Here is a 24,713-nt window from a genome sequence, read left to right on the forward strand (position 1 = left end):
ACCCCTGCACCCCCTCCACGCACCTCCCGAGGGGGGTGCTTCCGCCTCCCTGACCCAGCGCAGGAAGGGATTCCGCATGCTTTCCGGGAACACGATCAACCGGCCCGCTGAGCAGGCCGTGGGCGCCGCGCAGCTTGCTCCGCTCCCCGCACCGCGCTCCGACATCGATGCCGCCCGGCTCGTTCGCGACATCGAGCAGTTCCTCGCCGCCCGCACCCGCACGACCGCGCACCCGCTGGTCACCAAGACCACCCAGGAGCTTGTCGCCGAAGCGCTCGGCACGCAGGCGCCGGCCACCGCGCCCGCGCTGGAGCTCCCCGGCCGGATGCTCCGGATCCTGCCGGACTGGGTGCTCGGCTTCCCGATCGTCCGTCACCGCCACACCACCGCCCGGCCGGTGACCGTCGCAGAGCACCTGGAGCTCACCGCCCTGGTGATCGAGCGGTACGGCTGGGCCCGGGGCACGCACCGCACCACGTCCGGTCGCCGCTGCATCCTCGGTGCCCAGGCCGTGCTCTACCGCCTCGGCATCGGGGACGAGAGCACCGTCGACCGCGCCGGACAACGCCTGCAGGCCGTCCTGCGCAGCCGCAGCTGCACCCTCCCCTACCACCGCTGGAACGACATGCCCGACCGCACGCAGGGCGAGGTCATCGCTCTCCTGCGCACCGCAGCCCAGACCCGAGGAGGACGAGAGTGATGGCGTTCAAGGCAGGCGACGAAGTGCGCATCGTGAGATGTGAGGACGACGCCCGCGCGGCGGGGCGGACCGGGCGGATCGTCGACGAGGTCCCGCCGGGCCCGCTCACCCAGGGCCGGTGGACGGTCCACCGGATCGGCATCGTCATCGGCTCCGTGCTGTGCCACACGTACGAACTGCAGAAGACCGGGCGGTGACCAACGCGGCCGAGGACCGGCGCGACCAACACCCCGACTCCAGCCGCTTCCACAACTGACCGAGGGCGGCCCCCGTCTCGCCAAAGTCCGGGGCCGCCCTCTCCACCAATCCAGAGAACTGGAGACACTTAGCATGACCCATCACGCACCAACCGCGCTGCTGTCCGCAGCCTTACAAGCCGCCGAACGTGGCTGGCACGTCTTCCCGCTCCGGCCAGGGGGCAAGCGCCCCGCCCTCCACGGCGAGTCCGCCTGCCCCCGCACCGGCCCCTGCACCTCCGGCCACCTGAAGTGGGAGCAGCGCGCCACCATCGACCCGGACCGCATCCGCGCCGCCTGGACGGCCGGGCCGTTCAACGTCGGTCTGGCGACGGGCCCGTCCGGGCTGGTCGTCGTGGATCTCGACATGCCCAAGCCCAACAGCAGCACGGGCACGCCTGACGGCGTGACGACCTTTCGTGCGCTCTGTGAGCGCGCCGGGCAGCCGGTGCCCCGCACCCGCACAATCCGGACCGCGAGCGGCGGCTGGCACCGGTACTTCAGCGCCCCCGCAGCCGCCCGCCTCCACAACACCGCCAGCACCCTCGCGCCCCTGGTCGACACCCGGGCGTGGGGCGGGTACATCGTCGCAGCGGGCAGCGTCATCAACGGCCACCGGTACGAGGTCGACGGGCCCGCGCTCATCAACCCCCTACCCGGGTGGCTCATGCAGAGCCTTGTACCCGCACACCCCAACACCGTGCGGACCAATGCCGTACCGACCAACGCCCCGGCGCCGCTGCGGACTCACGGGGGCGCAGATACCGCATTCCGGTGGGCCCGCCGGAGCGTACAGACGGCGCCTGAGGGCCGACGCAACACGACCCTGCTCGACGCTGCCCGCGCGATGGGCCGGTTCGTGGCGTGGGGGGATCTTCCCCGCCACGTGGTCGAAGTGGCTTTTCAAGCAGAGGGCGAGGCCGTGGGACTCACCGCGGCAGAGTGCCGCGCCACCATCACCAGCGCCCTGGACTGGTCCATCCGCACCTGCCGGCCACGACCGGAGGCAGCGTGACCACCCGGGCTGATCGCCACCTGAAAAGCGTCCCCGCCACCCCTACCGGACCCGGCGTCGCCCGACCGGCCCCGCCCGGATCCGGCAATGGAGCGCCGAAAGTCGTCGGCCGCCAGGCCGCCCCTTCATCCCTTCGCCCTGACCCGCGCACGGTCACCATCACCGGCATCCACCCCGGTCTGAGCATTCGCGGACTCGACCGCTACGAGATCCCCGACGCGGACTGGCTGTGCACCTGCGGCCACCACGAACGCGCCCGCGGCCGTACAGCCGTCACCGAACTCACCACCCGCGCACGCGTCGGGCACTGCCCGCATGCCACCGAGCAGCACAGGAGGAACGCCGCATGACCAGCCCGACACCACAGACGGTCCCCATCGACGGCGCGGCCCTCCTCGACGAAGTGGAAGCCTTCCACCGCCGGTTCAACATCTTCCCGACCGAAGCGGCCTACGTCGCGGTCGCCTTGTGGGACGCGCACGCCCACCTGCTCGACTGCTTCGACTCCACCCCGCGCCTCGCGTTCCTCTCGCCCGAACCGGGCAGCGGGAAGAGCAGGGCGCTGGAGATCGTCGAAACGCTCGTGCCGCGCCCCATGGTCGCGGTGAACGCGTCCGCCCCCGCCCTGTTCCGGGCAGTGTCCGGCCCGGACGGACGGCCCACCATCCTCTTCGACGAGATCGACACCGTGTTCGGCCCCAAGGCCGGAGACAACGAAGAGCTACGCGGCTTCCTCAACGCCGGACACCGCCGCACAGGCGTCACCTACCGGTGCGTCGGCGACAGCCAGACCGTCACTCCGTTCCCGTCCTACACCGCCGTCGCCGTCGCAGGGCTCGGCTCCCTGCCCGACACGATCCTGACCCGCGCCGTCATCATCCGCATGCGCCGCAGGGCCAGGAACGAAACGATCGAACCCTTCCGCGCCCGCCTCCATGAGCAGGAAGGTCACGCGCTGCGCGACCGCCTCGCAGATTGGGCCGAGCAGGCACAGGGCTGGGTCATGGGGGCCTGGCCGGAGATGCCGGAAGGCGTCAGCGACCGACCCGCCGACGTGTGGGAGGGACTGCTCGCCATCGCCGACGCCATCGGGGGTAACTGGCCCCGACGGGCCCGCGAAGCCTGCCTCACCCTCGTCGAAGCCTCCCGGGCCAACGACAAAGGCAGCCTGGGCATCCGCCTGCTGACCGATCTGCGTGACCACGTGCTGATCGGCATCGACCGCCTGCCCACCATCGCCATCCTCGACCGCCTCAACTCCCTCGACGACGCCCCATGGGCCGACCTCAACGGAAAGCCGCTCGACAACCGGCGCCTCTCCAAAATGCTCGGCGAGTACATGACCACCGACAACGACCCCATCGGCTCACGCAACATCCGAACCGCCGGCGGAATCCTCAAAGGCTTCTTCACCAAAGACCTCGAAGACGCGTGGGCGCGCTACTGCCCTCCGCCTCCCTCCACCACGGCCGCTACATCCGCTACGCCGCTACATCCCAGGTCAGAGCCCCTGAATCTGTAGCGGCAAAACCAGATGTAGCGGCTACGGCCCCCGCCCCAGCGATGGGCCGTAGCCGCTACATCGAACCCATCCGCTACAAAAATCATGCCGCTGACCTGCAATGTAGCGGCGTAGCGGATGTAGCGGACCTCAGAGAAGGGGGCCGGAGCCCCCACCCTGCCGTCAAGGAGAAGCCGAATGGCTAACGCCATCACGAAGACGCTCCGCGCTGGACTCCCCGACCGCTACCTCACCCCCGACGACGTAGCCACCCTGCTCTCCGTTCCGCTGGAAACCGTCTACGCCTGGCGCAAGAAGCGCACCGGCCCGCCCGGATTCCGGATCGGCAAGCACCTTCGCTACGACCCCGAAGCCGTCCACACCTGGATCGGCAATCGCATCGAAGCCGACGCGGCGTAACCCAACTCGCCACCACCAGCAGGGGCACGACCCACACGGGTCGTGCCCCTGCTGCGTACTACACAGGAGACCCAAATTGGCAGGCCACATCCAAGACCGCTGGTACAAGACCGAGAGCACTGACGTTAAGACCACCCGGGCCAAGACCGATCGCCACGGCACCGGCATGCGCTACCGCGCCCGCTACATCGGTCCTGACGGAACCGAGAAGAGCAAGTCCTTCCCTGACAAGCAGAAGCGTCAGGCTGATCAGTGGCTGGCTCAGATCGAGACGGACATGTCGCGCGGCGACTACATCGATCCCGACGCGGGGAAGGTGACGTTCGAGCAATACGCGATCAAGTGGATGGCCACGCAGATGACCGACCCCGCGACACGCGAATCTGTCGAGATGCGGCTACGTCTGCACGCGATTCCTCACCTGGGGCAGCGCCCACTTGCTTCGTTCAATCCGACCCACGTCCGGCTGTGGATTCGGGCCCTGGAAGACGCGGGTCTTTCGCCTGCGTACCGGCGTGGCATTTTCGCGCACGTCTCGACCGTGTTCACCGCAGCCGTCGAAGACCGTCTTATCCGCGCGAATCCGTGCGGCGCCCGATCGGTCAAGGCTCCGCGCCTCGATCCTCGCAAGGTGAAGCCGTGGTCGGCCGATCGCGTGATGGCTGTCCGGGCCGCTCTGCCCGACCGCTACCGCGCGCTGGTCGAACCTGCCGCCGGATGCGGATTGCGGCAGGGGGAAGTCTTTGGCCTGGCCGTGGATGACGTGGACCCGATTGGTGGCGTCCTGCACGTGGTGCGTCAGGTGAAGCTTCTCCACGCCCGGCCTGTGTTCGCCCCGCCGAAAGGCGGCAAGGAGCGCGACGTGCCGCTCCCTGATTCCGTCGCTCGGGCCCTCACCGCGCACTCGAAGACCCATCCGGCGGCGGAGATTACGTTGCCCTGGAAGACGCTGAACGGCCCGCTCGTGACTGCGAGGCTGATCTTCTCCAGCCCGGAAGGGCTGTCCCTGAATCGCAACCGCTTCAATCACAGGGTGTGGAAGCCCGCGCTGCGAGCAGCCGCTGTTCCGGCCAGCCGGGACAGCGGCACGCACGCGCTGCGGCACTTCTACGCGTCGGTGCTGCTCGATGCGGGGGAGAGCATCAAGGCGCTGAGTGAATTCCTCGGGCACCACGATCCGGGCTTCACGCTTCGCACGTACACGCACCTCATGCCCGCTAGCGAGACCAGGACCCGGACCGCTGTAGATCGCGTCTTTGGGGCTGAGCTTCAGGTGCCCGACGGCCCCGGGACGGCCCCACAGGGTTCCTAGCCCGCTGACCTGCGGCTAGCTCAGAAGCCGAAGTCCTGCGTCCACCACGGGCCGCCGGAACCGAGCTGCACACCCACGCCGAGCGTCGTGTAGTCGCAATTGAGAATGTTTGCGCGATGGCCGTCGCTGTTCATCCAGGCGTCCATCACGGCCTGCGCGTCGGCCTGGCCGCGGGCTATGTTCTCGCCGCCGAGACCTTCCACTCCCGCCTTGTCGGCGCGGTCCCAGGGGGTCGCTCCGTCGGGGTCGGTGTGGCCGAAGAAGCCGCGGGCTGCCATGTCCTCGCTGAAGTTCTGGGCGAGCGCGTTCAGCGAGGCGCTGGCGGTGACCGGGCGGCAGCCGACCTTCGCGCGCTCCTGATTGACCAGGGCGAGCACGGCGGCCTGCGCGGAGGTGCCGACTGCCGGAGCAGTGGTCTTGCGGCTCGGAGAGGCGGACGGCGTCTTCGGGGCGGCCGGAGCCTTGGTCGCCGGGCTCGAACTCTTCTTCGGCTCCGTGGCCGGCGCCTTTGCGCGCTCCGGCGTCTTCGTCGCCTTGTCCGTCTTCTTGTCCGCCGGCTTCGAGGTGGTGGCGGACGGCTTCTTCGTCGGGGTGGCCGAGGCCGACTTCGAGGGTGCCGCAGGACGCGCGCTACCCCGTCCGGCCTGGGCGGATGCGGAGGCCGATGTGCGGTCGGTCGGCTTGGCGGACGCGCCGCCCTGCGTCAGCAGGTCCGGGGCGCCGCCCGCGCGGACCTGGTCGGCGGCGGGGCCGCCGCTCACGCTGTAGGTGTCACCGCCCGGCAGCAGACCCGACGCGACTGCGACCGCGCCGACGGCCACGGCCGCCGACACGCCGAGAAGTCCGGTGCGCAGAGGCGCTCCGACCCGCTTCTTGCGGCGGGCACCGCGGTGCCCGCCTGTCCCGTCCGCTGCGTGCTGGTCAGCGGCGGGGGCTGCGCCCGAGCGTCGATGGCGTCCCATGCGCTGTGCCTTCCTCGTGCTCCGGGCGTCGCTGCGACGTCACCGTGTTCACTGTCGACCTCACCCGTTCGGGTGAAGCTATTGCGACGGGACTGTACGCCATGGCGTATTGGGGCGACGTGCTCGTTGAGCAATTGCCCGGTTAGCGTTCGGGCATGAACGAAGATGCACGACTCGTTGTCTGGGTACGCGGCCGAGTACAGCAAGTAGGGTTCCGCTGGTTCACCAGGGCAAATGCTTTGGAGATCGGAGGCCTCACCGGCTTTGCCCTCAATCTCGACGACGGCAGGGTGCAGGTTGTCGCCGAAGGGACACGTGAGAATTGCCACCGTCTGCTCGACTGGCTCGGCTCCGACGACACACCCGGCCGCGTCGACGGAGTCACTGAGATCTGGGACACGCCGCGCGGTGGATATGACGGATTCGCAATCCGCTGACCGGGGTCACGAAAAAAGATGCGGATCCGCTCCGTATCCGGGGCGCGCCGAGGGGTGACCGAGTCGGTCCTCGAGGACCCCGCACCCGAAATGACCTGCGAAAGAACCCGCCACCGGAGCGTTCTTGCCAAGAACGTCATGTCATGCCAGGCTGCGGCAGTAACGAAGATCTCCACGCCCCCTCGGGACCCCGCAGGAGAGTCGCGCCGCATGATCGTCAGGCCGCGCGCCCCCGGGACGCCCGCTTCAACGGGGTGTGATCGTGTTGACCGTCAAACTTTTTGGTGAGACGCTGAAAACCCCGCGCACCTTAGCTGTTTGGCAGAGCTGTTTGGCAGCAGAACCGCAGTGATTACAGAGCACTGCCGAGCACCGCGGGTGCGATTCCCTCACGACCCACACCGCATCGGTCGGTCACTCAGTGTGGAGGACCATCCATCATGGCAAAGGCGCTTCTCGGTTACGTCGGCGGTTCCGATCCGCGACTCCTCGCCGAGATGCGACGGCTCCAGCAGCGCGTCCAGGACCTGGAATCCGAGCTCGTACGGATCCAGGACGAGAACGACGCGCTCAACGCCGCCGCCCAGCACCAAGAGTCGCTGCTCGACAGCATCGACATTGACGTACCCCAGGCGGAGCCCGCGCTGACCTGACCGATGGCCCTCTTCGGGCCGGTCGGGCTGCTCGTGGCAGCCGTACGGGATCACCACTGGAATGTCTTCGTCACGGATCGTCGTCCGGGAACAACATGGATTGCTTGTGATCCGGTCCGTTCGCGATCCGTCACGCAGGACTGCATACAATTTACTGGGGACGCCTCGGCGTCCCTTCTTTCTTTGCCCCCCGGCCCGTCCCGGACCCATCGCTCTTCGCTTACCGTCTGATGTGCCCTGCACCTTCATCAGCGAAACCGAGAGTGAAAGGTAGAGTCCGGCGGCGTGCACCTCAAGGCCCTGACCCTGCGTGGTTTCAAATCATTCGCTTCCGCCACGACCCTGCGGTTCGAACCGGGGATCACCTGCGTCGTCGGTCCTAATGGGTCCGGCAAATCCAATGTGGTGGACGCGCTCTCCTGGGTCATGGGCGAGCAGGGGGCGAAATCCCTGCGCGGCGGCAAGATGGAAGACGTGATCTTCGCCGGCACCACCGGGAGGCCACCGCTCGGCCGCGCGGAAGTGTCGCTGACCATCGACAATTCCGATGGTGCGCTGCCCATTGAGTACGCCGAAGTGACGATCACGCGGATCATGTTCCGCAACGGCGGCAGCGAATACCAGATCAATGGCGACACCTGCCGGCTGCTCGACATCCAGGAACTCCTCTCGGACTCCGGTATCGGCCGTGAGATGCATGTCATCGTCGGGCAGGGGCGGCTGGACTCCGTACTGCATGCCGATCCGATGGGGCGCCGCGCCTTCATCGAGGAGGCGGCCGGCGTGCTCAAGCACCGCAAGCGCAAGGAGAAGGCGCTGCGGAAGCTGGAGGCGATGGGGGCCAACATGGCCCGGGTCCAGGACCTGACCGACGAACTGCGCCGCCAGCTCAAACCGCTGGGCCGCCAGGCCGCCGTGGCCCGCCGGGCCGCCGTCATCCAGGCCGATCTGCGGGACGCCCGGCTGCGGCTTCTCGCCGACGATCTGGTGCGGCTGCACGACACGCTGCGCGGCGAGATCGCCGACGAAGCCGCGCTCAAGCTGCGCAGGGAGAAGGCGGAGGCCGAGCTCAAGGCGGCGCTCGCCCGCGAGGCCGACCTCGAGGACGAGGTACGGCGGCTGGCGCCACGGCTGCAGCGGGCCCAGCAGACCTGGTACGAACTCTCGCAGTTGGCCGAACGCGTGCGGGGCACGATCTCGCTCGCCGACGCGCGGGTGAAGAGCGCCTCCGCCGCACCGGAGGAGGAGCGGCGCGGCCGGGACCCGGAGGACATGGAGCGTGAGGCCGCCCGGATCCGCGAGCAGGAGGCGGAGCTGGAGGCTGCACTGGAGGCGGCGGAACACGCCCTGGAGGACACCACCGCGCACCGGGCCGAGCTGGAAAGGGAGTTGGCTGCCGAGGAGCGCAGGCTCCGGGACGCCGCCCGCGCCATCGCCGACCGGCGCGAGGGTCTTGCCCGGCTGAACGGCCAGGTCAACGCTGCCCGCAGTCGCGCCGGTTCGGCGCAGGCCGAGATCGACAGGCTGGCCGCATCGCGGGACGAGGCACGCGAGCGGGCGGTCGCCGCACAGGAGGAGTACGAACAGCTCAAGGCCGAAGTCGACGGCCTGGACGCGGGCGACGCGGAACTGGCGGAGCAGCACGAGGCCGCCAAGCGGGAGCTGGCCGGTGCCGAGGCGGCGCTCGGCGCGGCCCGGGAGGCGGCCACATCGGCGGAGCGCAAACGTGCCGCGGTCGCTGCCCGCCACGAGGCACTCTCGCTGGGACTGCGCCGCAAGGACGGCACGGGCGTGCTGCTCGGCGCAGGGGACCGGCTGTCGGGGCTGCTCGGCCCGGCCGCGGAACTCCTCACGGTCGCTCCGGGGTACGAGGTCGCGGTGGCGGCGGCTCTGGGGGCGGCGGCCGACGCGATCGCGGTGACGGACCCGGCCACGGCGGCGGACGCGATCCGTCTGCTGCGCAAGCAGGACGCGGGCCGTGCGGCTCTGTTGCTGGGAGGCGTGGGGGCCGTCGCGGGGCATCTGCCGGGCCAGTCGTCCGGCGGTGGCACGGAGCACGGTGCGGGGCTCGTACCCGGGCAGGGCGGGGAGCCCGGTGGTCCTGGCCACCCGGGGGCAGGGCAGGCCGCGCAGGAGGGGCGGGCCGTTGTGTCCTCGGCCGTTCGGTCCGTGGCCGGTACGGATGCGTCCGTTGCGTCCGTAGCGGTTCCCCTCGTGGCCGGCGCGGATGCGGTCGCCGAAGGGCCGGGTGCCGCGTCCGCGCCGGCCGTGGCCCAACTCGTGCAGGGGCCTGCCGAACTCATGGTGGCCGTACGGCGGCTGGTACGCGACATGGTCGTCGTCGGCACGCTGGAGGACGCCGAGGACCTGGTTGCCGCTCACCCCGGGCTGACCGCGGTGACGGGCGAGGGCGATGTGCTGGGGGTGCACTTCGCGCACGGCGGGTCCGCCGGTGCGCCCAGCCTCCTGGAGGTGCAGGCCTCGGTCGACGAGGCCGCTGCGGAGCTGGCCGAGCTGGCCGTACGGTGCGAGGAGCTGGCCGAGGCGCAGCACCGCGCGGGCGCTCTGCGGAGCGAGGGCGCGGCCCGTGTGGAGGAGCTGGGAGAACGGCGCCGGGCTGCGGAGCGGGAGAAGTCCGGAGTGGCTCAGCAGCTCGGCCGCCTGGCCGGGCAGGCCCGGGGCGCAGCCGGGGAGGCCGAGCGCACGACCGCGTCCGCAGCCCGCGCCCAGGAGGCGCTGGAGCGGGCCACCGAGGAGGCCGAGGAGCTCAGCGAGCGGCTGCTGGTCGCCGAGGAGACCCCTGTCGAGGAGGAGCCCGACACCTCCGTACGGGACCGGCTCGCCGCCGACGGCGCCAACGCACGCCAGACCGAGATGGAGGCGCGGCTCCAGGTCCGTACCCACGAGGAACGGGTCAAGGGACTCGCCGGGCGCGCCGAGGCACTCGACCGCGGGGCCCGCGCCGAACGCGAGGCCCGTACCCGCGCGGAGCAGCGCCGCACCCGGCTGCGCCACGAGGCCGCGGTGGCCTCCGCCGTGGCCTCCGGTGCCCGTCAGCTGCTCGCGCACGTCGAGGTGTCCGTCGTACGGGCCGAGGAGGAGAGGGTCACGGCCGAGGCCGCGAAGGCCGGGCGCGAGCGTGAGCTGGCGGCCGAACGCAACCGGGGCCGTGACCTCAAGGGCGAGCTCGACCGGCTGACCGATTCGGTGCACCGCGGCGAAGTGCTCGGGGCCGAGAAGCGGCTGCGGATAGAACAGCTGGAGACGAAGGCGCTGGAGGAGTTCGGCGTGGAGCCGGCCGGTCTCGCCGCCGAGTACGGCCCCGGCCAACTCGTGCCGCCGTCCCCCGCGGCGGAGGGCGAGGAGCTTCCGGAGGATCCGGAGGACGCCCGTAACCAGCCGAAGCCGTTCGTCAGGGCGGAGCAGGAGAAGAGGCTGAAGGCCGCCGAACGGGCGTATCAGCAACTCGGGAAGGTGAATCCGCTCGCCCTTGAGGAGTTCTCCGCGCTGGAGGAACGGCACAAGTTCCTCTCCGAGCAGCTCGAGGACCTGAAGAAGACCCGGGCCGATCTCATGCAGGTGATCAAGGAGGTCGACGAGCGGGTCGAGCAGGTGTTCACCGAAGCGTTCCGGGACACCGCACGTGAGTTCGAGGGCGTCTTCTCCCGGCTCTTCCCGGGCGGCGAGGGGCGGCTCATCCTCACCGACCCGGACAACATGCTGACGACAGGACTCGACGTGGAGGCCAGGCCGCCGGGCAAGAAGGTCAAGCGGCTTTCACTGCTGTCGGGAGGCGAGAGATCCCTTACGGCCGTTGCCCTGCTGGTCTCCATCTTCAAGGCCAGGCCGAGCCCGTTCTATGTGATGGACGAGGTCGAGGCGGCGCTCGACGACACCAATCTGCAGCGTCTGATCCGGATCATGGAGGAGCTCCGGGAGAGCTCGCAGCTCATTGTGATCACGCATCAGAAGCGGACGATGGAGGTCGCCGACGCGCTGTACGGCGTCTCGATGCAGGGCGACGGAGTCTCCAAGGTGATCAGCCAGCGGCTCCGCTGAGGCCTGGCCGCTCCGAACCAACCGGTGGGCACACGCGGGCATGCCGTCTTTGCCCAATCTTCAACACTTCAACGCACCTTTTGGGTGCTGGTGGGTAGTTGTCTGCCCTTTAAAGGCTTGACCCGAGTCTTGACTTCGAAACTTGAACGCATAACCTCAGCAATGTTGTTTTTACCTTCAAGTGGTGTCTGGCGAAAAGTTGTGCGCCACTGGGAGAGCTCACCCCCCACGCCTGACGTTGCGGCCAGGCATCAGGAGTTCATGTGACCAGCACAGCGCGCGGACCGTCCGGAGCCCGGGAGGCCCACCCGGAGCATCTCGGCCATGTCATCTTCATTACCGCAGCCGCGGCCATGGGCGGCTTCCTCTTCGGCTACGACAGTTCCGTGATCAACGGCGCTGTGGAAGCCATCCGCGACCGCTACGACATCGGCTCGGGGACGCTGGCGCAGGTCATCGCCGTCGCCCTGATCGGCTGTGCGATCGGCGCGGCAACCGCGGGACGCATCGCCGACCGGATCGGCCGCATCCGCTGTATGCAGATCGCCGCGGTGCTGTTCACCATCAGCGCCGTCGGTTCCGCGCTCCCGTTCGCCCTGTGGGACCTCGCCATGTGGCGGATCATCGGCGGCTTCGCGATCGGTATGGCCTCGGTCATCGGCCCGGCCTACATCGCCGAGGTCTCGCCGCCCGCCTACCGCGGCCGGCTCGGCTCCTTCCAGCAGGCCGCCATCGTCATCGGCATCGCCATCTCGCAGCTGGTCAACTACGGCATCCTGCAGATCGCCGACGGCGACCAGCGCGGCGAGATCGGCGGCTTCGAAGCCTGGCAGTGGATGCTCGGTGTCATGGTCGTGCCCGCCATCCTGTACGGGCTGCTGTCCTTCGCGATCCCCGAGTCGCCGCGCTTTTTGATCTCCGTCGGCAAGAAGGACCGGGCCCGGAAGATCCTCGAAGAGGTCGAAGGGAAGGACGTCGATCTCGACGTGCGGGTGAACGAGATCGAAACGGCCATGCACCGCGAGCACAAGTCGAAGTTCAGCGACCTGCTCGGGAGCCGCTTCGGATTCCTGCCGATCGTCTGGGTCGGTATCGGACTGTCCGTCTTCCAGCAGCTCGTCGGCATCAACGTGGCGTTCTACTACTCATCGACGCTGTGGCAGTCGGTCGGCATCGACCCGACCGGCTCGTTCTTCTACTCGTTCACCACATCGATCATCAACATCATCGGCACCGTGATCGCGATGGTCCTCGTGGACCGGGTCGGCCGCAGGCCGCTCGCGCTCGTCGGTTCGGTCGGTATGGCCATCGCGCTGGCCTTCGAGGCCTGGGCCTTCTCCGCCGACCTCGTCGACGGCAAGCTCCCTGACACCGAGGGCACCGTCGCACTCATCGCGGCCCATGTCTTCGTGCTCTTCTTCGCACTGTCGTGGGGTGTCGTGGTCTGGGTCTTCCTCGGCGAGATGTTCCCGAACCGCATCCGTGCCGCCGCCCTCGGTGTCGCCGCGTCGGCGCAGTGGATCGCCAACTGGGCGATCACCGCGAGCTTCCCGAGCCTGGCGGACTGGAACCTGTCGGGCACCTACATCATCTACACCTGCTTCGCCGTGCTCTCGATCCCCTTCGTGCTCATGTTCGTGAAGGAGACAAAGGGCAAGGCGCTGGAGGAGATGGGCTAATCCCCGCTGCCCCTCTCCTCGGAACAGAACGCTGCCCCGGTCCGGCCCCTTGCCCGACCGGGGCAGCGTGCTGTCGTGGTCCGGGACCGTCGGGGGCAGGCCGTCAGAAGTCGACGGGGCCGCCGCCGTCCGTACGCGCGGCCGGGCGCGGCAGCGGCGCGTACACCCCCGCCGCGACCAGGATCGTCGCCGCCCAGCCCAGGCCGTTGCGCCCGATCCAGGTGGCGGCGAGCGGGCCGGTGAACCACTCCACCGTCGTGAACAAGAGCCCCACCGCGAGGGCGGCGGCCCAGGCGGTCATGGCCTGCCAGCAGAAGCCGGCCGAGTACCAGTAGGCGCTGCGGGGCGTCGTGTCCATCAGGGCTGCCGCGTCGTACGTACGCCCCCGCAGCAGATCCGCGCCGAACACCCCGATCCAGGCGGAGAACGTCACGGCGAGCAGGGTCAGGAAGGAGATGAACGCGTCGATGAAACTGGTCGCCACCATCATCAGCAGCCCGCCGAGCAGCAGACTGATCGTGGCATTCACCCCCACGGCCCAGGCGCGGGGCATCGTGAATCCGAGCGTCTGCGCGGTGAAACCGGCGGAGTACATCGACATCGCGTTGATCATCACCATGCCGACGACGGCGATCAGGAGATACGGCACCGAGATCCATCCCGGCAGGAGTGGCCCGACGAAGGCCACCGGATCCTTCGTGACGGCCAGACCCGGCGTGCCCACCGCCATCACCGCGCCCATCATCACCATCGGCAGGACGACGATCAGTGCCCCGCCCACGGTCACGCCGACCATCGTCCGGCCGGATGCCGAACGCGGCAGGTAGCGGGCGAAGTCCGGGGCGGACGGGACCCAGCTGATGCCCCCGGCGACCAGAGTCCCGATTCCCGCGATCATCATCGCCGCCGGGCCCGCGGGCCGCTCCAGGACGGCCCGCCACGGTGTCGAGCCGATCAGATCGATCAGCACGAGGAGACTGGCGCCGCCGAAGAGGTACGCCGACACGGCACAGCACCCTCGCAGCGCCCGGATGCCGAGCCCCGAGACCAGGAAGCTGCCCGCCACGAAGGCCGTCAGGGTCACCATGACCAGTCTGCTGGTGCTCCGGACATCGAACAGCAGGTTGAGCACCGCCAGCAGGGCGTAGGAGCCGGTCACTGCGTTGACCGTCTCCCAGCCCCAGCGGGCCACCCACAGCAGGGCACCGGGGAAGAGGTTGCCGCGCTGGCCGAAGACCGCCCGCGACAGTGCCATGCCGGGTGAGCCGCCGCGCTTCCCGGCGATCGACACCAGGCCGACCAGTCCGAAGGAGAGCAGCGGCGCCGTACCCGCGACGGCGAGCACCTGCCAGAAGTTCAGTCCGTTGAAGACGGTGAGACCGGCGCCCACCGTCAGCAGCAGAACCGTCATGTTCGCCGTCACCCAGGTGGGGAAGAGGGCGCGGACCCGGCCGGTGCGCTCGGCGTCGGGGACGGGATCGAGACCGCGGTTCTCCACGGGCAGCAGCGTACCTTTACCCCCAAAAGGTGCATAACGCTCACATGGTCCGTCCGGGCGGTCCTCCGGAACAGCGCCCGGACCACGGCGGTGGCCGATACTGGACGGGTTATGGAAATCGTCATCCTTGCTGTAGTCATCGCCCTGGTCGCGGTCGGCCTGATCAGCGGGCTCGTGGTCAGCAGCCGCAAGAAGAAGCAGCTGCCGCCCTCGGCGCCGTCGAGCACGCCGACCATCACTGCTCCCGCCGAACCCCATGTCGGCGACGAAGCCGAGGCGCCGCGCGACGAAGCGCGGCGCACCATCGAGGAGGTCGGTCCCCCCGGCACCGAGGCTCCCGCCGGGGAAGCCCCGGTGGTCATCGAGCCGGAGATCCCCGCGCTCGAAGTCCCCGAGCCCACCGAGGGCCGTCTGGTACGGCTCCGTACGAGGCTCGCCCGCTCGCAGAACTCCCTGGGCAAGGGGCTGCTCACGCTCCTGTCCCGCGACAACCTCGACGAGGACACCTGGGAGGAGATCGAGGACACGCTCCTGACCGCCGACGTCGGTGTCGCGCCCACCCAGGAACTGGTGGAGCGGCTCCGCGAGAGGGTCCGCATCCTCGGTACCCGTACGCCGGAAGGGCTGCGCACGCTGTTGCGCGAGGAGCTCATCACCCTTCTCGGCACCGACTTCGACCGTGCCGTGAAGACGGAGGGCGGCGCCGAAACACCCGGCGTCGTGATGGTCGTCGGCGTCAACGGCACCGGCAAGACGACCACCACGGGCAAGCTCGCCCGGGTTCTCGTCGCCGACGGCCGCAGTGTCGTGCTCGGTGCGGCCGACACCTTCCGCGCCGCTGCGGCGGATCAGCTCCAGACCTGGGGCGAGCGGGTCGGCGCCCGTACGGTCCGCGGGCCCGAGGGCGGAGACCCGGCGTCGATCGCCTTCGACGCGGTGAAGGAAGGTATCGCCGAGGGCGCCGACGTCGTGCTGATCGACACCGCCGGCCGGCTGCACACCAAGACCGGCCTCATGGATGAGCTCGGCAAGGTCAAGCGGGTCGTCGAGAAGCACGGGCCGCTCGACGAGATCCTCCTCGTCCTCGACGCCACCACCGGCCAGAACGGCCTGGTGCAGGCACGGGTGTTCGCCGAGGTGGTCGACATCACCGGCATCGTCCTGACCAAGCTGGACGGCACCGCCAAGGGCGGCATCGTCATCGCGGTCCAGCGTGAGCTGGGCGTACCGGTGAAGCTCATCGGCCTCGGTGAGGGGCCGGACGACCTGGCTCCGTTCGAGCCGGATGCCTTCGTCGACGCACTGATCGGCGACTGATACCCGTACCTCCGCGCACGCCGGAAGGGCGGTGGACCCGAAAAGGGTTCACCGCCCTTCCGGCGTCACCAGCGGTGGCATATGTAGGCCAGCGTGCCCAGCAGCAGACGTGCCTGCGGGGGAGTGACCGCCGTGTCAGGCACCGGGGGGCGCAGCCAGCGGACCGGGCCGAGACCCCCCAGGTCGGACGGCGGAGCCGTGATGTACGTACCCGGGCCCAGCGCCCGCAGATCCAGATCCGCGTCGTCCCAGCCCATCCGGTACAGGAGTCCCGGCAGCCCCGTCGCGGCACCGGGGGCTACGAAGAACTGTGTCCGCCCGGTGGGCGTCACCGTCACCGGGCCCAGCGGCAGCCCCATCCGCTCCATGCGGACCAGAGCCCGCCGGCCGGCTGCTTCGGCGACGTCGAGCACGTCGAAGCTGCGGCCCACGGGGAGCAGCATCGAGGCGCCGGGCGCCTCGGCCCAGGCGTTCGCGGCGGTCGTGAAGGTGGCGCCCGCCGGTACCTCCCGGGCGAAGTCCAGGGGGTGCGCCCCGGGGGCCGCACACACACGGTCGCCGCACGAGCAGGCGCCGTCCGCCGCACGTGCCCCCGGAGCCACCGCCCAGCCCCAGAGTCCTGTGTACTCGGCCACCGCGGTGCCCTCGGCCGCACGGCCGCGGCGCCGCGAGCCGGATCGCATCTCACGGATGCCGCCGATCGTGAAGCCCATGCCCCCTCCAACGGGTCCGAGTCACCGGTGGTTACGACCCGGAGCACGCGAGCGTCCTCCGGCGCGGCCGGCGGCCCGATGACGCGCGGGGTGACATCGAGGGGGTGCGCGATACGGTTCACGCGCCCCTGAATGCTTCACTCCGCCTGTCCCTGATCGCGGCCTGTCAAGTGAATCGCGGTCGACGCCGGGCGGGTTCATCCGAAGGGGTGGCGAATGGTGGCGTTTCCGCGGTCACCCTCGCGTAAGCAGTGATCGTAGGATTACCGTCGGTACTCGAACCATGCAATTGCATGTGCGCTCACGGGTATGCCCCGGGCAACCCGATTCTCTGTTCGATGGTGCGCAACGTCCGTACGGACAGCACCGATGCACGGCATTCTGATAGAGGTTCGCGCGACAGGTTTCAGCGGGATGGGGGCGTTCCAGTGAGTGGCAGCGGCGCAGGCGAGGCGAATGCCGGGAAGCGCCCCAATGGGCAATTGGGATCATGGTTCGTGCGCAGCGGCTGGTCGAAGGGCGAGCTCGCGCGCCAGGTGAACCGACGTGCGCGCCAGCTGGGCGCCCACCACATCAGCACCGACACCTCCCGGGTCCGGCGCTGGCTCGATGGCGAACAGCCGCGTGAACCCATCCCGCGCATCCTCTCCGAGCTCTTCTCCGAACGCTTCGGCGCCGTCGTGGCCGTCGAGGACCTCGGCCTGCGCGCCGCCCATCAGTCACCCTCGGTGGCCGGGGTCGACCTGCCCTGGGCGGGCCCGCAGACAGTCGCGCTGCTCAGTGAGTTCTCCCGCAGCGACCTGATGCTGGCGCGGCGCGGCTTCCTCGGTTCCTCCCTCGCCCTCGCGGCGGGCCCCACCCTCATCGAGCCGATGCAGCGCTGGCTGGTGCCCGTGGCCCCCTCCGGGCCCCCGGTGCCGGAACCATCCGCCCTGGGCCAACGTCCCTCACGGCTCTCCGGTCCCGAGCTGGACCTGCTGGAGTCCACTACCGCGATGTTCCGCCAGTGGGACGCGCAGTGCGGTGGCGGGCTGCGCCGCAAGGCCGTCGTAGGCCAACTCCACGAGGTCACCGACCTGTTACAGGAATCCCAGCCCGAGGCGACCGCCAAGCGTCTCTTCCGGTGCGCCGCCGAACTGGCCGAACTGGCCGGCTGGATGAGCTACGACGTAGGCCTCCAGCCCACCGCGCAGAAGTACTTCGTCCTTGCCCTGCACGCCTCCAAGGAAGCGGGGGACAAGCCGCTGGGTTCGTACATCCTGTCCAGCATGAGCCGTCAGATGATCCACCTCGGGCGGCCCGACGACGCACTCGAACTCATCCACCTCGCCCAGTACGGCAGCCGGGACTGCGCCACCGGACGCACCCAGGCCATGCTGTATGCGATGGAGGCCCGTGCGTACGCCAACATGGGCCAGCCCAGCAAGTGCAAGCGAGCGGTCCGGATGGCCGAGGACACCTTCGTCGACGCAGGACTCGACGGCGAGCCCGAGCCCGACTGGATCCGTTTCTTCTCCGACGCCGAACTGCACGGCGAGAACGCCCACTCCTACCGTGACCTCGCCTACGTCGCAGGCCGCAGCCCCACGTACGCCTCGCTGGCCGAGCCCGTCATGGCGCGCGCCGTCGAGCTCTTCGGCGAGGACGACGAGCACCAGAGGTCCTTCGCACTCAATCTGATCGGCATGGCCACCGTGCATCTCCTCAAGCGCGAGCCCGAGGAGTCGACCGTGCTGGCCACCCGGGCCCTGAAGATCGCCAAGAAGGTCAGGTCCGAGCGCGTGAACACCCGGCTCCGCAAGACCGTCGACACCGCTGCCAGGGACTTCGGTGACATTCGCGAGGTCGCCCGGCTCACCGACCTGCTCACCGAGCAGCTTCCGGAGACCGCGGAAGCGGTCTGACCGCCACCCCGGCCACCGGCCACGGCAGCCATCCCGTACATCCCGACTCGGCTCCCCCATTGCCAGGTCAGCGGGTGGCTGCCGTGGCCGGTTCACGTCGTGAGCCGTCCGAACCGCACCGTATGCGGCGCAGGCAGCATGGTAGGCAGCACACCGGGTTCGCCACTCCCGGTTCATTCGGACGTAACACGCGGCGTCCCTTCGTCACTGCGGCGAAACATCGTGCGGCATTCGTGGAAACGGCGCTGCGCGAATCTCATGGCGCATAACCGGCCCGCACCTTTTCCACAGTGGTCCCGCACCCCCGCACGTGGCCGCACCGACGACGAGGAGACGCCGATGCCCCCAGGCATCACGACGCTTGCTGCAGACGCCCCGACGCTGTCTGCCGCCAACACCGGGTTCATGCTCATCTGCTCCGCGATGGTGATGCTGATGACCCCGGGCCTGGCCTTCTTCTACGGAGGCATGGTCCGCGTCAAGAGCACCCTGAACATGCTGATGATGAGCTTCATCAGCCTCGGGATCGTCACGATCCTGTGGGTGCTCTACGGATTCAGCCTCGCCTTCGGCGCCGACGTCGGCTCCGTCATCGGCTGGAGCTCGGACTTCGTCGGCCTCAGCGGGATCGGCGTCACGGAGCTCTGGGACGGCTACACCATCCCGACCTACGTCTTCGCCGTCTTCCAGCTGATGTTCGCCGTGCTCACCCCGGCCCTCATCAGCGGCGCCCTCGCCGACCGGGTCAAGTTCACCTCCTGGGCCCTGTTCATCGCGCTGTGGGTCACCGTCGTCTACTTCCCGGTCGCGCACTGGGTCTGGGGCGCCGGCGGCTGGCTCTTCGAGCTGGGTGTCATCGACTTCGCCGGTGGTACGGCAGTCCACATCAACGCAGGTGCCGCAGCTCTCGGCGTGATCCTGGTCATCGGCAAGCGGGTCGGCTTCAAGAAGGACCCGATGCGGCCGCACAGCCTGCCGCTCGTCATGCTCGGTGCCGCGCTCCTGTGGTTCGGCTGGTTCGGCTTCAACGCCGGCTCGTGGCTCGGCAACGACGACGGTGTCGGCGCGGTCATGTTCGTCAACACGCAGGTCGCCACCGGCGCAGCCGTCCTGGGCTGGCTCGCCTACGAGAAGATCCGCCACGGCTCCTTCACCACCCTGGGTGCGGCGTCCGGCGCCGTGGCAGGACTCGTCGCCATCACCCCGGCGGGCGGCGCCGTCAGCCCGCTCGGTGCCATCGCGGTCGGCGTCATCGCCGGTGTGCTGTGCGCCATGGCCGTCGGCCTGAAGTACAAGCTCGGCTACGACGACTCCCTGGACGTCGTCGGCGTCCACCTCGTCGGCGGTGTCATCGGCTCCCTCCTCGTCGGCTTCTTCGCCACCGGCGGTGTGCAGTCCGACGCCAAGGGGCTCTTCTACGGCGGCGGCCTCGACCAGCTCGGCAAGCAGGCCGTCGGAGTGTTCGCGGTCCTCGCGTACTCTCTGGTCGTCTCCGCGGTCCTCGCCTTCCTCCTGGACAAGACGATCGGGATGCGCGTCTCCGAGGACGACGAGATCTCCGGCATCGACCAGGTCGAGCACGCCGAGACGGCGTACGACTTCAGCGGCGCCGGCGGCGGCGCCACGCGCACCACACCTCCGGCGCCCGGCGCCACGGCAGCCCCGACGAACAAGAAGGTGGACGCATGAAGCTCATCACCGCAGTCGTGAAGCCGCACAGGCTGGACGAGATCAAGGAGGCCCTCCAGGCCTTCGGCGTCCAGGGCCTCACGGTCACGGAAGCCAGCGGTTACGGGCGGCAGCGCGGACACACCGAGGTCTACCGGGGCGCCGAGTACACCGTCGACCTCGTACCCAAGATCCGCATCGAGGTACTTGTCGAGGACGAGGACGCCGAACAGCTCATCGATGTGGTTGTCAAAGCCGCCCGGACGGGCAAGATCGGTGACGGAAAGGTCTGGAGCGTCCCCGTCGAGACCGCGATCCGTGTACGGACCGGCGAACGCGGCCCGGACGCACTCTGACCGACGTTTCCCGTGAACGGAAAGGCAGCTGGGTGACGAGCACCGAAGTGACCACCGAATCCGAGGACTCGGGACCCAGCGGCTACGCGGCGGCCCGGCTGCGTCTTCTCCAGGAGAAGACGCAGTCCGGGCCGCCGCGCCGTGCTGCCCTGGCCCGGATCACCGACGACTGGCTGACCGCGTTGTTCACCGCGGCCGTCGAGGCCGCGGGCGTCCGCGGCGCGGCCCTCGTCGCCGTCGGCGGGTACGGCCGCGGCGAACTCTCCCCGCGCAGCGACCTCGACCTCCTGCTCCTGCACGACGGCAGTGCCGACGCCGGAGCCATCGCCGCGCTCGCCGACCGCATCTGGTACCCCGTGTGGGACCTCGGCCTGGCCCTCGACCACTCCGTACGCACTCCCGGCGAAGCACTCAGGACCGCGGGGGAGGACCTCAAGGTCCAGCTCGGCCTGCTCGACGCACGCCCCGTCGCCGGAGACCTCGGCCTCGTCGCCGGACTGCGCACCGCCGTCCTCGCCGACTGGCGCAACCAGGCCTCCAAACGCCTCCCCGCCCTCGACGAACTCTGCCGCGAGCGGGCCGAACGCATGGGCGAGCTCCAGTTCCTCCTGGAACCCGACCTCAAGGAGGCCCGCGGCGGTCTCCGCGATGCCACCGCCCTGCGCGCCGTCGCCGCCTCCTGGGTCGCCGACGCCCCCCGCGAAGGCCTCGCCGAGGCCCGTCGCACCCTCCTGGACGCCCGCGACGCCCTCCACCTCACCACCGGCCGCGCCACCGACCGCCTCGCCCTGCAGGAACAGGACCAGGTCGCCGGTGCACTCGGCCTCCTCGACTCCGACGCCCTGCTCCGCCAGGTGTACGAGGCCGCCCGCATCGTCTCGTACGCCACCGACGTCACCTGGCGCGAGGTCAACCGCGTCCTGCGCGCCCGCTCCGTCCGGCCCCGTCTGCGGGCGATCCTCGGCGGCGGCGCCAAAGCCGCCCCGGAACGCACCCCGCTCGCCGAGGGCGTCGTCGAGGCGGACGGCGAAGTCGTCCTCGCGCGCACCGCACGCCCCGAACGGGACCCCGTCCTCACCCTCCGGGCCGCCGCGGCGGCAGCCGAGTCCGGGCTGCCGCTCTCCCGCCACCTCGTACGCCATCTCAGGACCGCGGCCCAGCCGATGCCCGTGCCGTGGCCGGCACAGGCCCGTGAGGAGCTCGTCACCCTGCTGGGCGCGGGCGAATCCACGGTCGGCGTCTGGGAAGCCCTGGAGGCGGAAGGCATCATCACCCGGCTGCTGCCCGACTGGGAACGGGTCCACTGCCGTCCGCAGCGCAACCCTGTCCACACCTGGACCGTCGACCGTCACCTCGTCGAGACGGCCGTCCGTGCCTCCTCCCTCACCCGCCGTGTAGGCCGCCCCGACCTCCTCCTGGTCGCGGCCCTTCTCCACGACATCGGCAAGGGCTGGCCCGGGGACCACTCCGTCGCGGGTGAGGTCATCGCCCGCGACATGGCCGCCCGCATCGGCTTCGACAAGCAGGACGTGGGCGTCCTCGCCACCCTCGTACGCCACCATCTGCTGCTCATCGAGACCGCCACCCGGCGCGACCTCGACGATCCGGCGACCGTCCGCGCCGTCGCCACCGCCGTGGGCAGCGCCTCCACGCTGGAACTCCTGCACGCCCTGACCGAGGCCGACGCGCTGGCCACCGGTCCCGCCGCGTGGAGTTCCTGGCGTGCCTCCCTCGTCACTGACCTCGTCAAGCGCGTCGCCGCGCTCCTGGCGGGCGAGGAACCGCCCGAGCCGGAACCTCTCGCGCCCAGCGCCGAGCAGGAACGTCTCGCGATCGAGGCCCTGCGCACCGGCGAACCCGTCCTGTCCCTGCACACCCGGCCCGAGCCGGTACAGGAGGACGGCGAACCGGAACCCGTCGGCGTCGAACTCCTCATTGCCCTGCCCGACCGTCCCGGCGTGCTGCCGGCCGCGGCCGGAGTGCTCGCCCTGCACCGCCTCACCGTCCGCGCCGCCGATCTGCGCGCCGTCGAGCTCCCCACCGAGCTGGGCGAAACAGCCGGTCTGCTGGTGCTCAGCTGGCGGGTCGCGGCCGAGTACGGATCTCTCCCGCAGGCTGCCCGGCTCCGCGCCGACCTCGTACGGGCCCTGGACGGATCCCTGGACATCCGGACCCGTCTCGCCGAACGCGAGGCCGCCTACCCGCGGCGGCGCGGGGTGAAGGCGCCGCCGCCCAGGGTGACCGTCGCGGCGGCGGGCTCACGGCTCGCCACGGTGATCGAGGTGCGCGCGCAGGACGCCCCGGGACTGCTGCACCGGATCGGCAGGGCACTGGAGCAGAGCGCGGTACGGGTGCGCAGCGCCCATGTCTCGACGCTCGGCGCGAACGCGGTGGACGCCTTCTACGTCACGGACACGGACGGCGAGCCGCTGCCCCGGGAACGGGCGGCGGCAGTGGCCCGGGAGGTGGAGAAGGCGCTGGGCTGACCCCCGCCGCCGGAGCCGTTCGTCACGAGAACCGGCCGAGGGCTTTGCGTTCCGCGGGGTCCGGATACCCTGGAGGGCGATTGACCTGCCACCACCCCCGACCCTGAGGACCGACGAGCGCCGTGTTCGATACTCTCTCCGACCGCCTTAGCGCGACTTTCAAAAACCTCAGGGGCAAGGGCCGCTTGTCCGAGGCGGACATCGACGCCACGGCTCGCGAGATCCGTATCGCACTGCTCGAGGCCGATGTCGCCCTGCCCGTCGTCCGTGCCTTCATCGCCAACGTCAAGGAGCGGGCGCGTGGCGTCGAGGTCTCCCAGGCGCTGAATCCGGCCCAGCAGGTCGTCAAGATCGTCAACGAGGAACTCGTAGGCATCCTCGGCGGCGAGACCCGGCGGCTCCGGTTCGCCAAGAACCCGCCCACCGTGATCATGCTCGCGGGCCTGCAGGGTGCCGGTAAGACCACCCTCGCCGGAAAGCTCGGTCTCTGGCTCAAGAGCCAGGGCCACTCGCCGCTGCTCGTCGCCTGTGACCTCCAGCGCCCCAACGCCGTGAACCAGCTCAGCGTCGTCGCCGACCGCGCCGGTGTCGCGGTGTACGCGCCGGAGCCGGGCAACGGCGTGGGCGACCCGGTCCAGGTCGCCAAGGACTCGATCGAGCACGCCCGGGTCAAGCAGTACGACGTGGTCGTGGTCGACACCGCGGGCCGCCTCGGTATCGACCAGGAGCTGATGCAGCAGGCCGCGGACATCCGCGACGCCGTCAGCCCCGACGAGATCCTCTTCGTCGTCGACGCGATGATCGGCCAGGACGCGGTCAACACCGCCGAGGCCTTCCGCGACGGCGTCGGCTTCGACGGTGTGGTCCTCTCCAAGCTCGACGGTGACGCCCGTGGTGGTGCCGCCCTGTCGATCGCCCATGTCACGGGCAAGCAGGTCATGTTCGCGTCGAACGGTGAGAAGCTCGAGGACTTCGACGCCTTCCACCCCGACCGCATGGCGTCCCGCATCCTCGACATGGGTGACCTGCTCACCCTGATCGAGCAGGCGGAGAAGACCTTCAGCCAGGAAGAGGCCGCTCAAATGGCCTCCAAGCTGGCGTCGAGCAAGGGCAAGGACTTCACGCTCGACGACTTCCTGTCGCAGATGGAGCAGGTCAGGAAGATGGGCTCCATCTCCAAGCTGCTCGGGATGCTGCCCGGCATGGGGCAGATCAAGGACCAGATCAACAACATCGACGAGCGGGACGTGGACCGCACGGCCGCGATCATCAAGTCGATGACGCCGCACGAGCGCCAGGAACCGACCGTCATCAACGGCTCACGCCGGGCCCGTATCGCCAAGGGCTCCGGCGTCGAGGTCTCCGCCGTGAAGAGCCTGGTGGAGCGCTTCTTCGAGGCCCGCAAGATGATGTCGAAGATGGCCCAGGGCGGCGGAATGCCGGGGATGCCGGGGATGCCCGGCTCGGGCGGCGGCGCCGGCCGTCAGAAGAAGCAGATCAAGCAGGCCAAGGGCAAGCGCAAGAGCGGCAACCCGATGAAGCGCAAGGCCGAGGAGCAGGCCGAGGCTGCCCGCCGTGAGGCGGCGGCGCAGGGCGGCGCGTTCGGTCTGCCCGCCCAGGAGGACAAGAACTTCGAGCTGCCGGACGAGTTCAAGAAGTTCATGGGCTGACCGGTTGTGGACATGAGGAAGGGGCGCCCCCCCCGGCGGGGCGCCCCAACCCCAAGCACCGGTCCCCAACCCACCCTCGACACCCACCCCAGAAAAAGGAACACAGTAGGCATCCAAAACCAACCCG

The 24,713-nt window shown here is 69.7% G+C and carries 20 protein-coding genes; 17 read left to right on the forward strand and 3 right to left on the reverse strand.

Annotated features, from left to right (window positions below; all coding sequences use genetic code 11):
• Positions 1 to 76: 76 nt before the first annotated feature.
• The 7 genes from ACFWBQ_RS32520 to ACFWBQ_RS32550 all read left to right on the forward strand — a co-directional run bounded on the left by ACFWBQ_RS32520 (position 77) and on the right by ACFWBQ_RS32550 (position 5,184).
• Positions 77 to 700 carry a hypothetical protein gene (locus tag ACFWBQ_RS32520; protein WP_385505260.1) on the forward strand — a complete coding sequence of 208 codons (624 nt, stop codon included), beginning with the start codon at positions 77 to 79 and terminating at the stop codon, positions 698 to 700.
• Positions 700 to 897 (forward strand): hypothetical protein, encoded by a 198-nt coding sequence (locus ACFWBQ_RS32525; RefSeq protein WP_385505264.1) that lies wholly within the window; start codon positions 700 to 702, stop codon positions 895 to 897. The genes ACFWBQ_RS32520 and ACFWBQ_RS32525 overlap by 1 nt, the downstream gene beginning before the upstream one ends.
• A gap of 133 nt (positions 898 to 1,030) precedes the next feature.
• The gene (locus ACFWBQ_RS32530) at positions 1,031 to 1,951 is read left to right on the forward strand and encodes a bifunctional DNA primase/polymerase (protein WP_385505268.1); all 921 of its coding nucleotides are present in this window, start codon (positions 1,031 to 1,033) and stop codon (positions 1,949 to 1,951) included.
• Positions 1,948 to 2,301 (forward strand): hypothetical protein, encoded by a 354-nt coding sequence (locus ACFWBQ_RS32535; RefSeq protein WP_385505270.1) that lies wholly within the window; start codon positions 1,948 to 1,950, stop codon positions 2,299 to 2,301. The genes ACFWBQ_RS32530 and ACFWBQ_RS32535 overlap by 4 nt, the downstream gene beginning before the upstream one ends.
• Complete coding sequence (locus ACFWBQ_RS32540; protein ID WP_385505273.1) at positions 2,298 to 3,473, forward strand: DUF3631 domain-containing protein; 1,176 nt, start codon at positions 2,298 to 2,300, stop codon at positions 3,471 to 3,473. Before ACFWBQ_RS32535 ends, ACFWBQ_RS32540 begins: the two co-directional genes overlap by 4 nt.
• 177 nt (positions 3,474 to 3,650) lie before the next feature.
• Positions 3,651 to 3,872 carry a helix-turn-helix transcriptional regulator gene (locus ACFWBQ_RS32545; RefSeq protein ID WP_385505279.1) on the forward strand — a complete coding sequence of 74 codons (222 nt, stop codon included), beginning with the start codon at positions 3,651 to 3,653 and terminating at the stop codon, positions 3,870 to 3,872.
• Positions 3,873 to 3,948: 76 nt separating this feature from the next.
• Positions 3,949 to 5,184: a tyrosine-type recombinase/integrase gene (locus tag ACFWBQ_RS32550; RefSeq protein ID WP_385505283.1), complete on the forward strand. Its 1,236-nt coding sequence runs from the start codon at positions 3,949 to 3,951 to the stop codon at positions 5,182 to 5,184.
• Positions 5,185 to 5,204: 20 nt separating this feature from the next.
• Here the strand turns inward: ACFWBQ_RS32550 and ACFWBQ_RS32555 are convergent, their stop codons facing one another.
• On the reverse strand, positions 5,205 to 6,146 hold the full coding sequence (locus tag ACFWBQ_RS32555) for a CAP domain-containing protein (protein ID WP_385505287.1): 942 nt from the start codon (positions 6,144 to 6,146) through the stop codon (positions 5,205 to 5,207).
• A gap of 155 nt (positions 6,147 to 6,301) precedes the next feature.
• Between ACFWBQ_RS32555 and ACFWBQ_RS32560 the strand changes: the two genes are divergently transcribed.
• The 4 genes from ACFWBQ_RS32560 (at position 6,302) to ACFWBQ_RS32575 (ending at position 12,974) form a co-directional block, all read left to right on the forward strand.
• Positions 6,302 to 6,583, forward strand: a complete 282-nt coding sequence (locus ACFWBQ_RS32560) for an acylphosphatase (RefSeq protein WP_385505292.1) — start codon at positions 6,302 to 6,304, stop codon at positions 6,581 to 6,583.
• 440 nt (positions 6,584 to 7,023) lie between these two features.
• Entirely contained in the window at positions 7,024 to 7,236 is a 213-nt protein-coding gene (locus tag ACFWBQ_RS32565; protein WP_018551753.1) for a hypothetical protein, read from the forward strand.
• Positions 7,237 to 7,521: 285 nt separating this feature from the next.
• The gene (locus tag ACFWBQ_RS32570; RefSeq protein WP_385505299.1) at positions 7,522 to 11,295 is read left to right on the forward strand and encodes an AAA family ATPase; all 3,774 of its coding nucleotides are present in this window, start codon (positions 7,522 to 7,524) and stop codon (positions 11,293 to 11,295) included.
• A 263-nt stretch (positions 11,296 to 11,558) separates the two neighbouring features.
• Positions 11,559 to 12,974, forward strand: coding sequence for a sugar porter family MFS transporter (locus ACFWBQ_RS32575; RefSeq protein WP_385505305.1), 1,416 nt, complete (start codon positions 11,559 to 11,561; stop codon positions 12,972 to 12,974).
• A 103-nt stretch (positions 12,975 to 13,077) separates the two neighbouring features.
• Here ACFWBQ_RS32575 and ACFWBQ_RS32580 read toward each other — a convergent pair whose 3' ends face one another.
• Complete coding sequence (locus ACFWBQ_RS32580) at positions 13,078 to 14,472, reverse strand: cytosine permease (RefSeq protein ID WP_385505319.1); 1,395 nt, start codon at positions 14,470 to 14,472, stop codon at positions 13,078 to 13,080.
• A 111-nt stretch (positions 14,473 to 14,583) separates the two neighbouring features.
• On the opposite strand from ACFWBQ_RS32580, the gene ftsY reads away from it, so the two are divergent.
• Positions 14,584 to 15,789, forward strand: coding sequence for a signal recognition particle-docking protein FtsY (gene ftsY, locus ACFWBQ_RS32585; RefSeq protein ID WP_385505325.1), 1,206 nt, complete (start codon positions 14,584 to 14,586; stop codon positions 15,787 to 15,789).
• Positions 15,790 to 15,854: 65 nt separating this feature from the next.
• Here ftsY and ACFWBQ_RS32590 read toward each other — a convergent pair whose 3' ends face one another.
• Entirely contained in the window at positions 15,855 to 16,502 is a 648-nt protein-coding gene (locus ACFWBQ_RS32590) for a bifunctional DNA primase/polymerase (RefSeq protein WP_385505332.1), read from the reverse strand.
• Between the two features lie 428 nt (positions 16,503 to 16,930).
• Here ACFWBQ_RS32590 and ACFWBQ_RS32595 point away from each other — a divergent pair, with 428 nt between their 5' ends.
• The 5 genes from ACFWBQ_RS32595 (at position 16,931) to ffh (ending at position 24,586) form a co-directional block, all read left to right on the forward strand.
• Positions 16,931 to 18,406, forward strand: a complete 1,476-nt coding sequence (locus ACFWBQ_RS32595; protein WP_385505335.1) for a hypothetical protein — start codon at positions 16,931 to 16,933, stop codon at positions 18,404 to 18,406.
• Between the two features lie 339 nt (positions 18,407 to 18,745).
• Complete coding sequence (locus tag ACFWBQ_RS32600; RefSeq protein WP_385505339.1) at positions 18,746 to 20,095, forward strand: ammonium transporter; 1,350 nt, start codon at positions 18,746 to 18,748, stop codon at positions 20,093 to 20,095.
• Positions 20,092 to 20,430, forward strand: coding sequence for a P-II family nitrogen regulator (locus tag ACFWBQ_RS32605; protein WP_014048583.1), 339 nt, complete (start codon positions 20,092 to 20,094; stop codon positions 20,428 to 20,430). The genes ACFWBQ_RS32600 and ACFWBQ_RS32605 overlap by 4 nt, the downstream gene beginning before the upstream one ends.
• Before the next feature lie 32 nt (positions 20,431 to 20,462).
• Entirely contained in the window at positions 20,463 to 22,916 is a 2,454-nt protein-coding gene (locus tag ACFWBQ_RS32610; protein WP_385505346.1) for a [protein-PII] uridylyltransferase, read from the forward strand.
• A 122-nt stretch (positions 22,917 to 23,038) separates the two neighbouring features.
• On the forward strand, positions 23,039 to 24,586 hold the full coding sequence (gene ffh / locus ACFWBQ_RS32615) for a signal recognition particle protein (protein WP_385505350.1): 1,548 nt from the start codon (positions 23,039 to 23,041) through the stop codon (positions 24,584 to 24,586).
• Positions 24,587 to 24,713: the final 127 nt, after the last annotated feature.

The sequence above is a fragment of the Streptomyces sp. NPDC060035 genome (genome assembly GCF_042736635.1).
GTDB lineage: Bacteria > Actinomycetota > Actinomycetes > Streptomycetales > Streptomycetaceae > Streptomyces.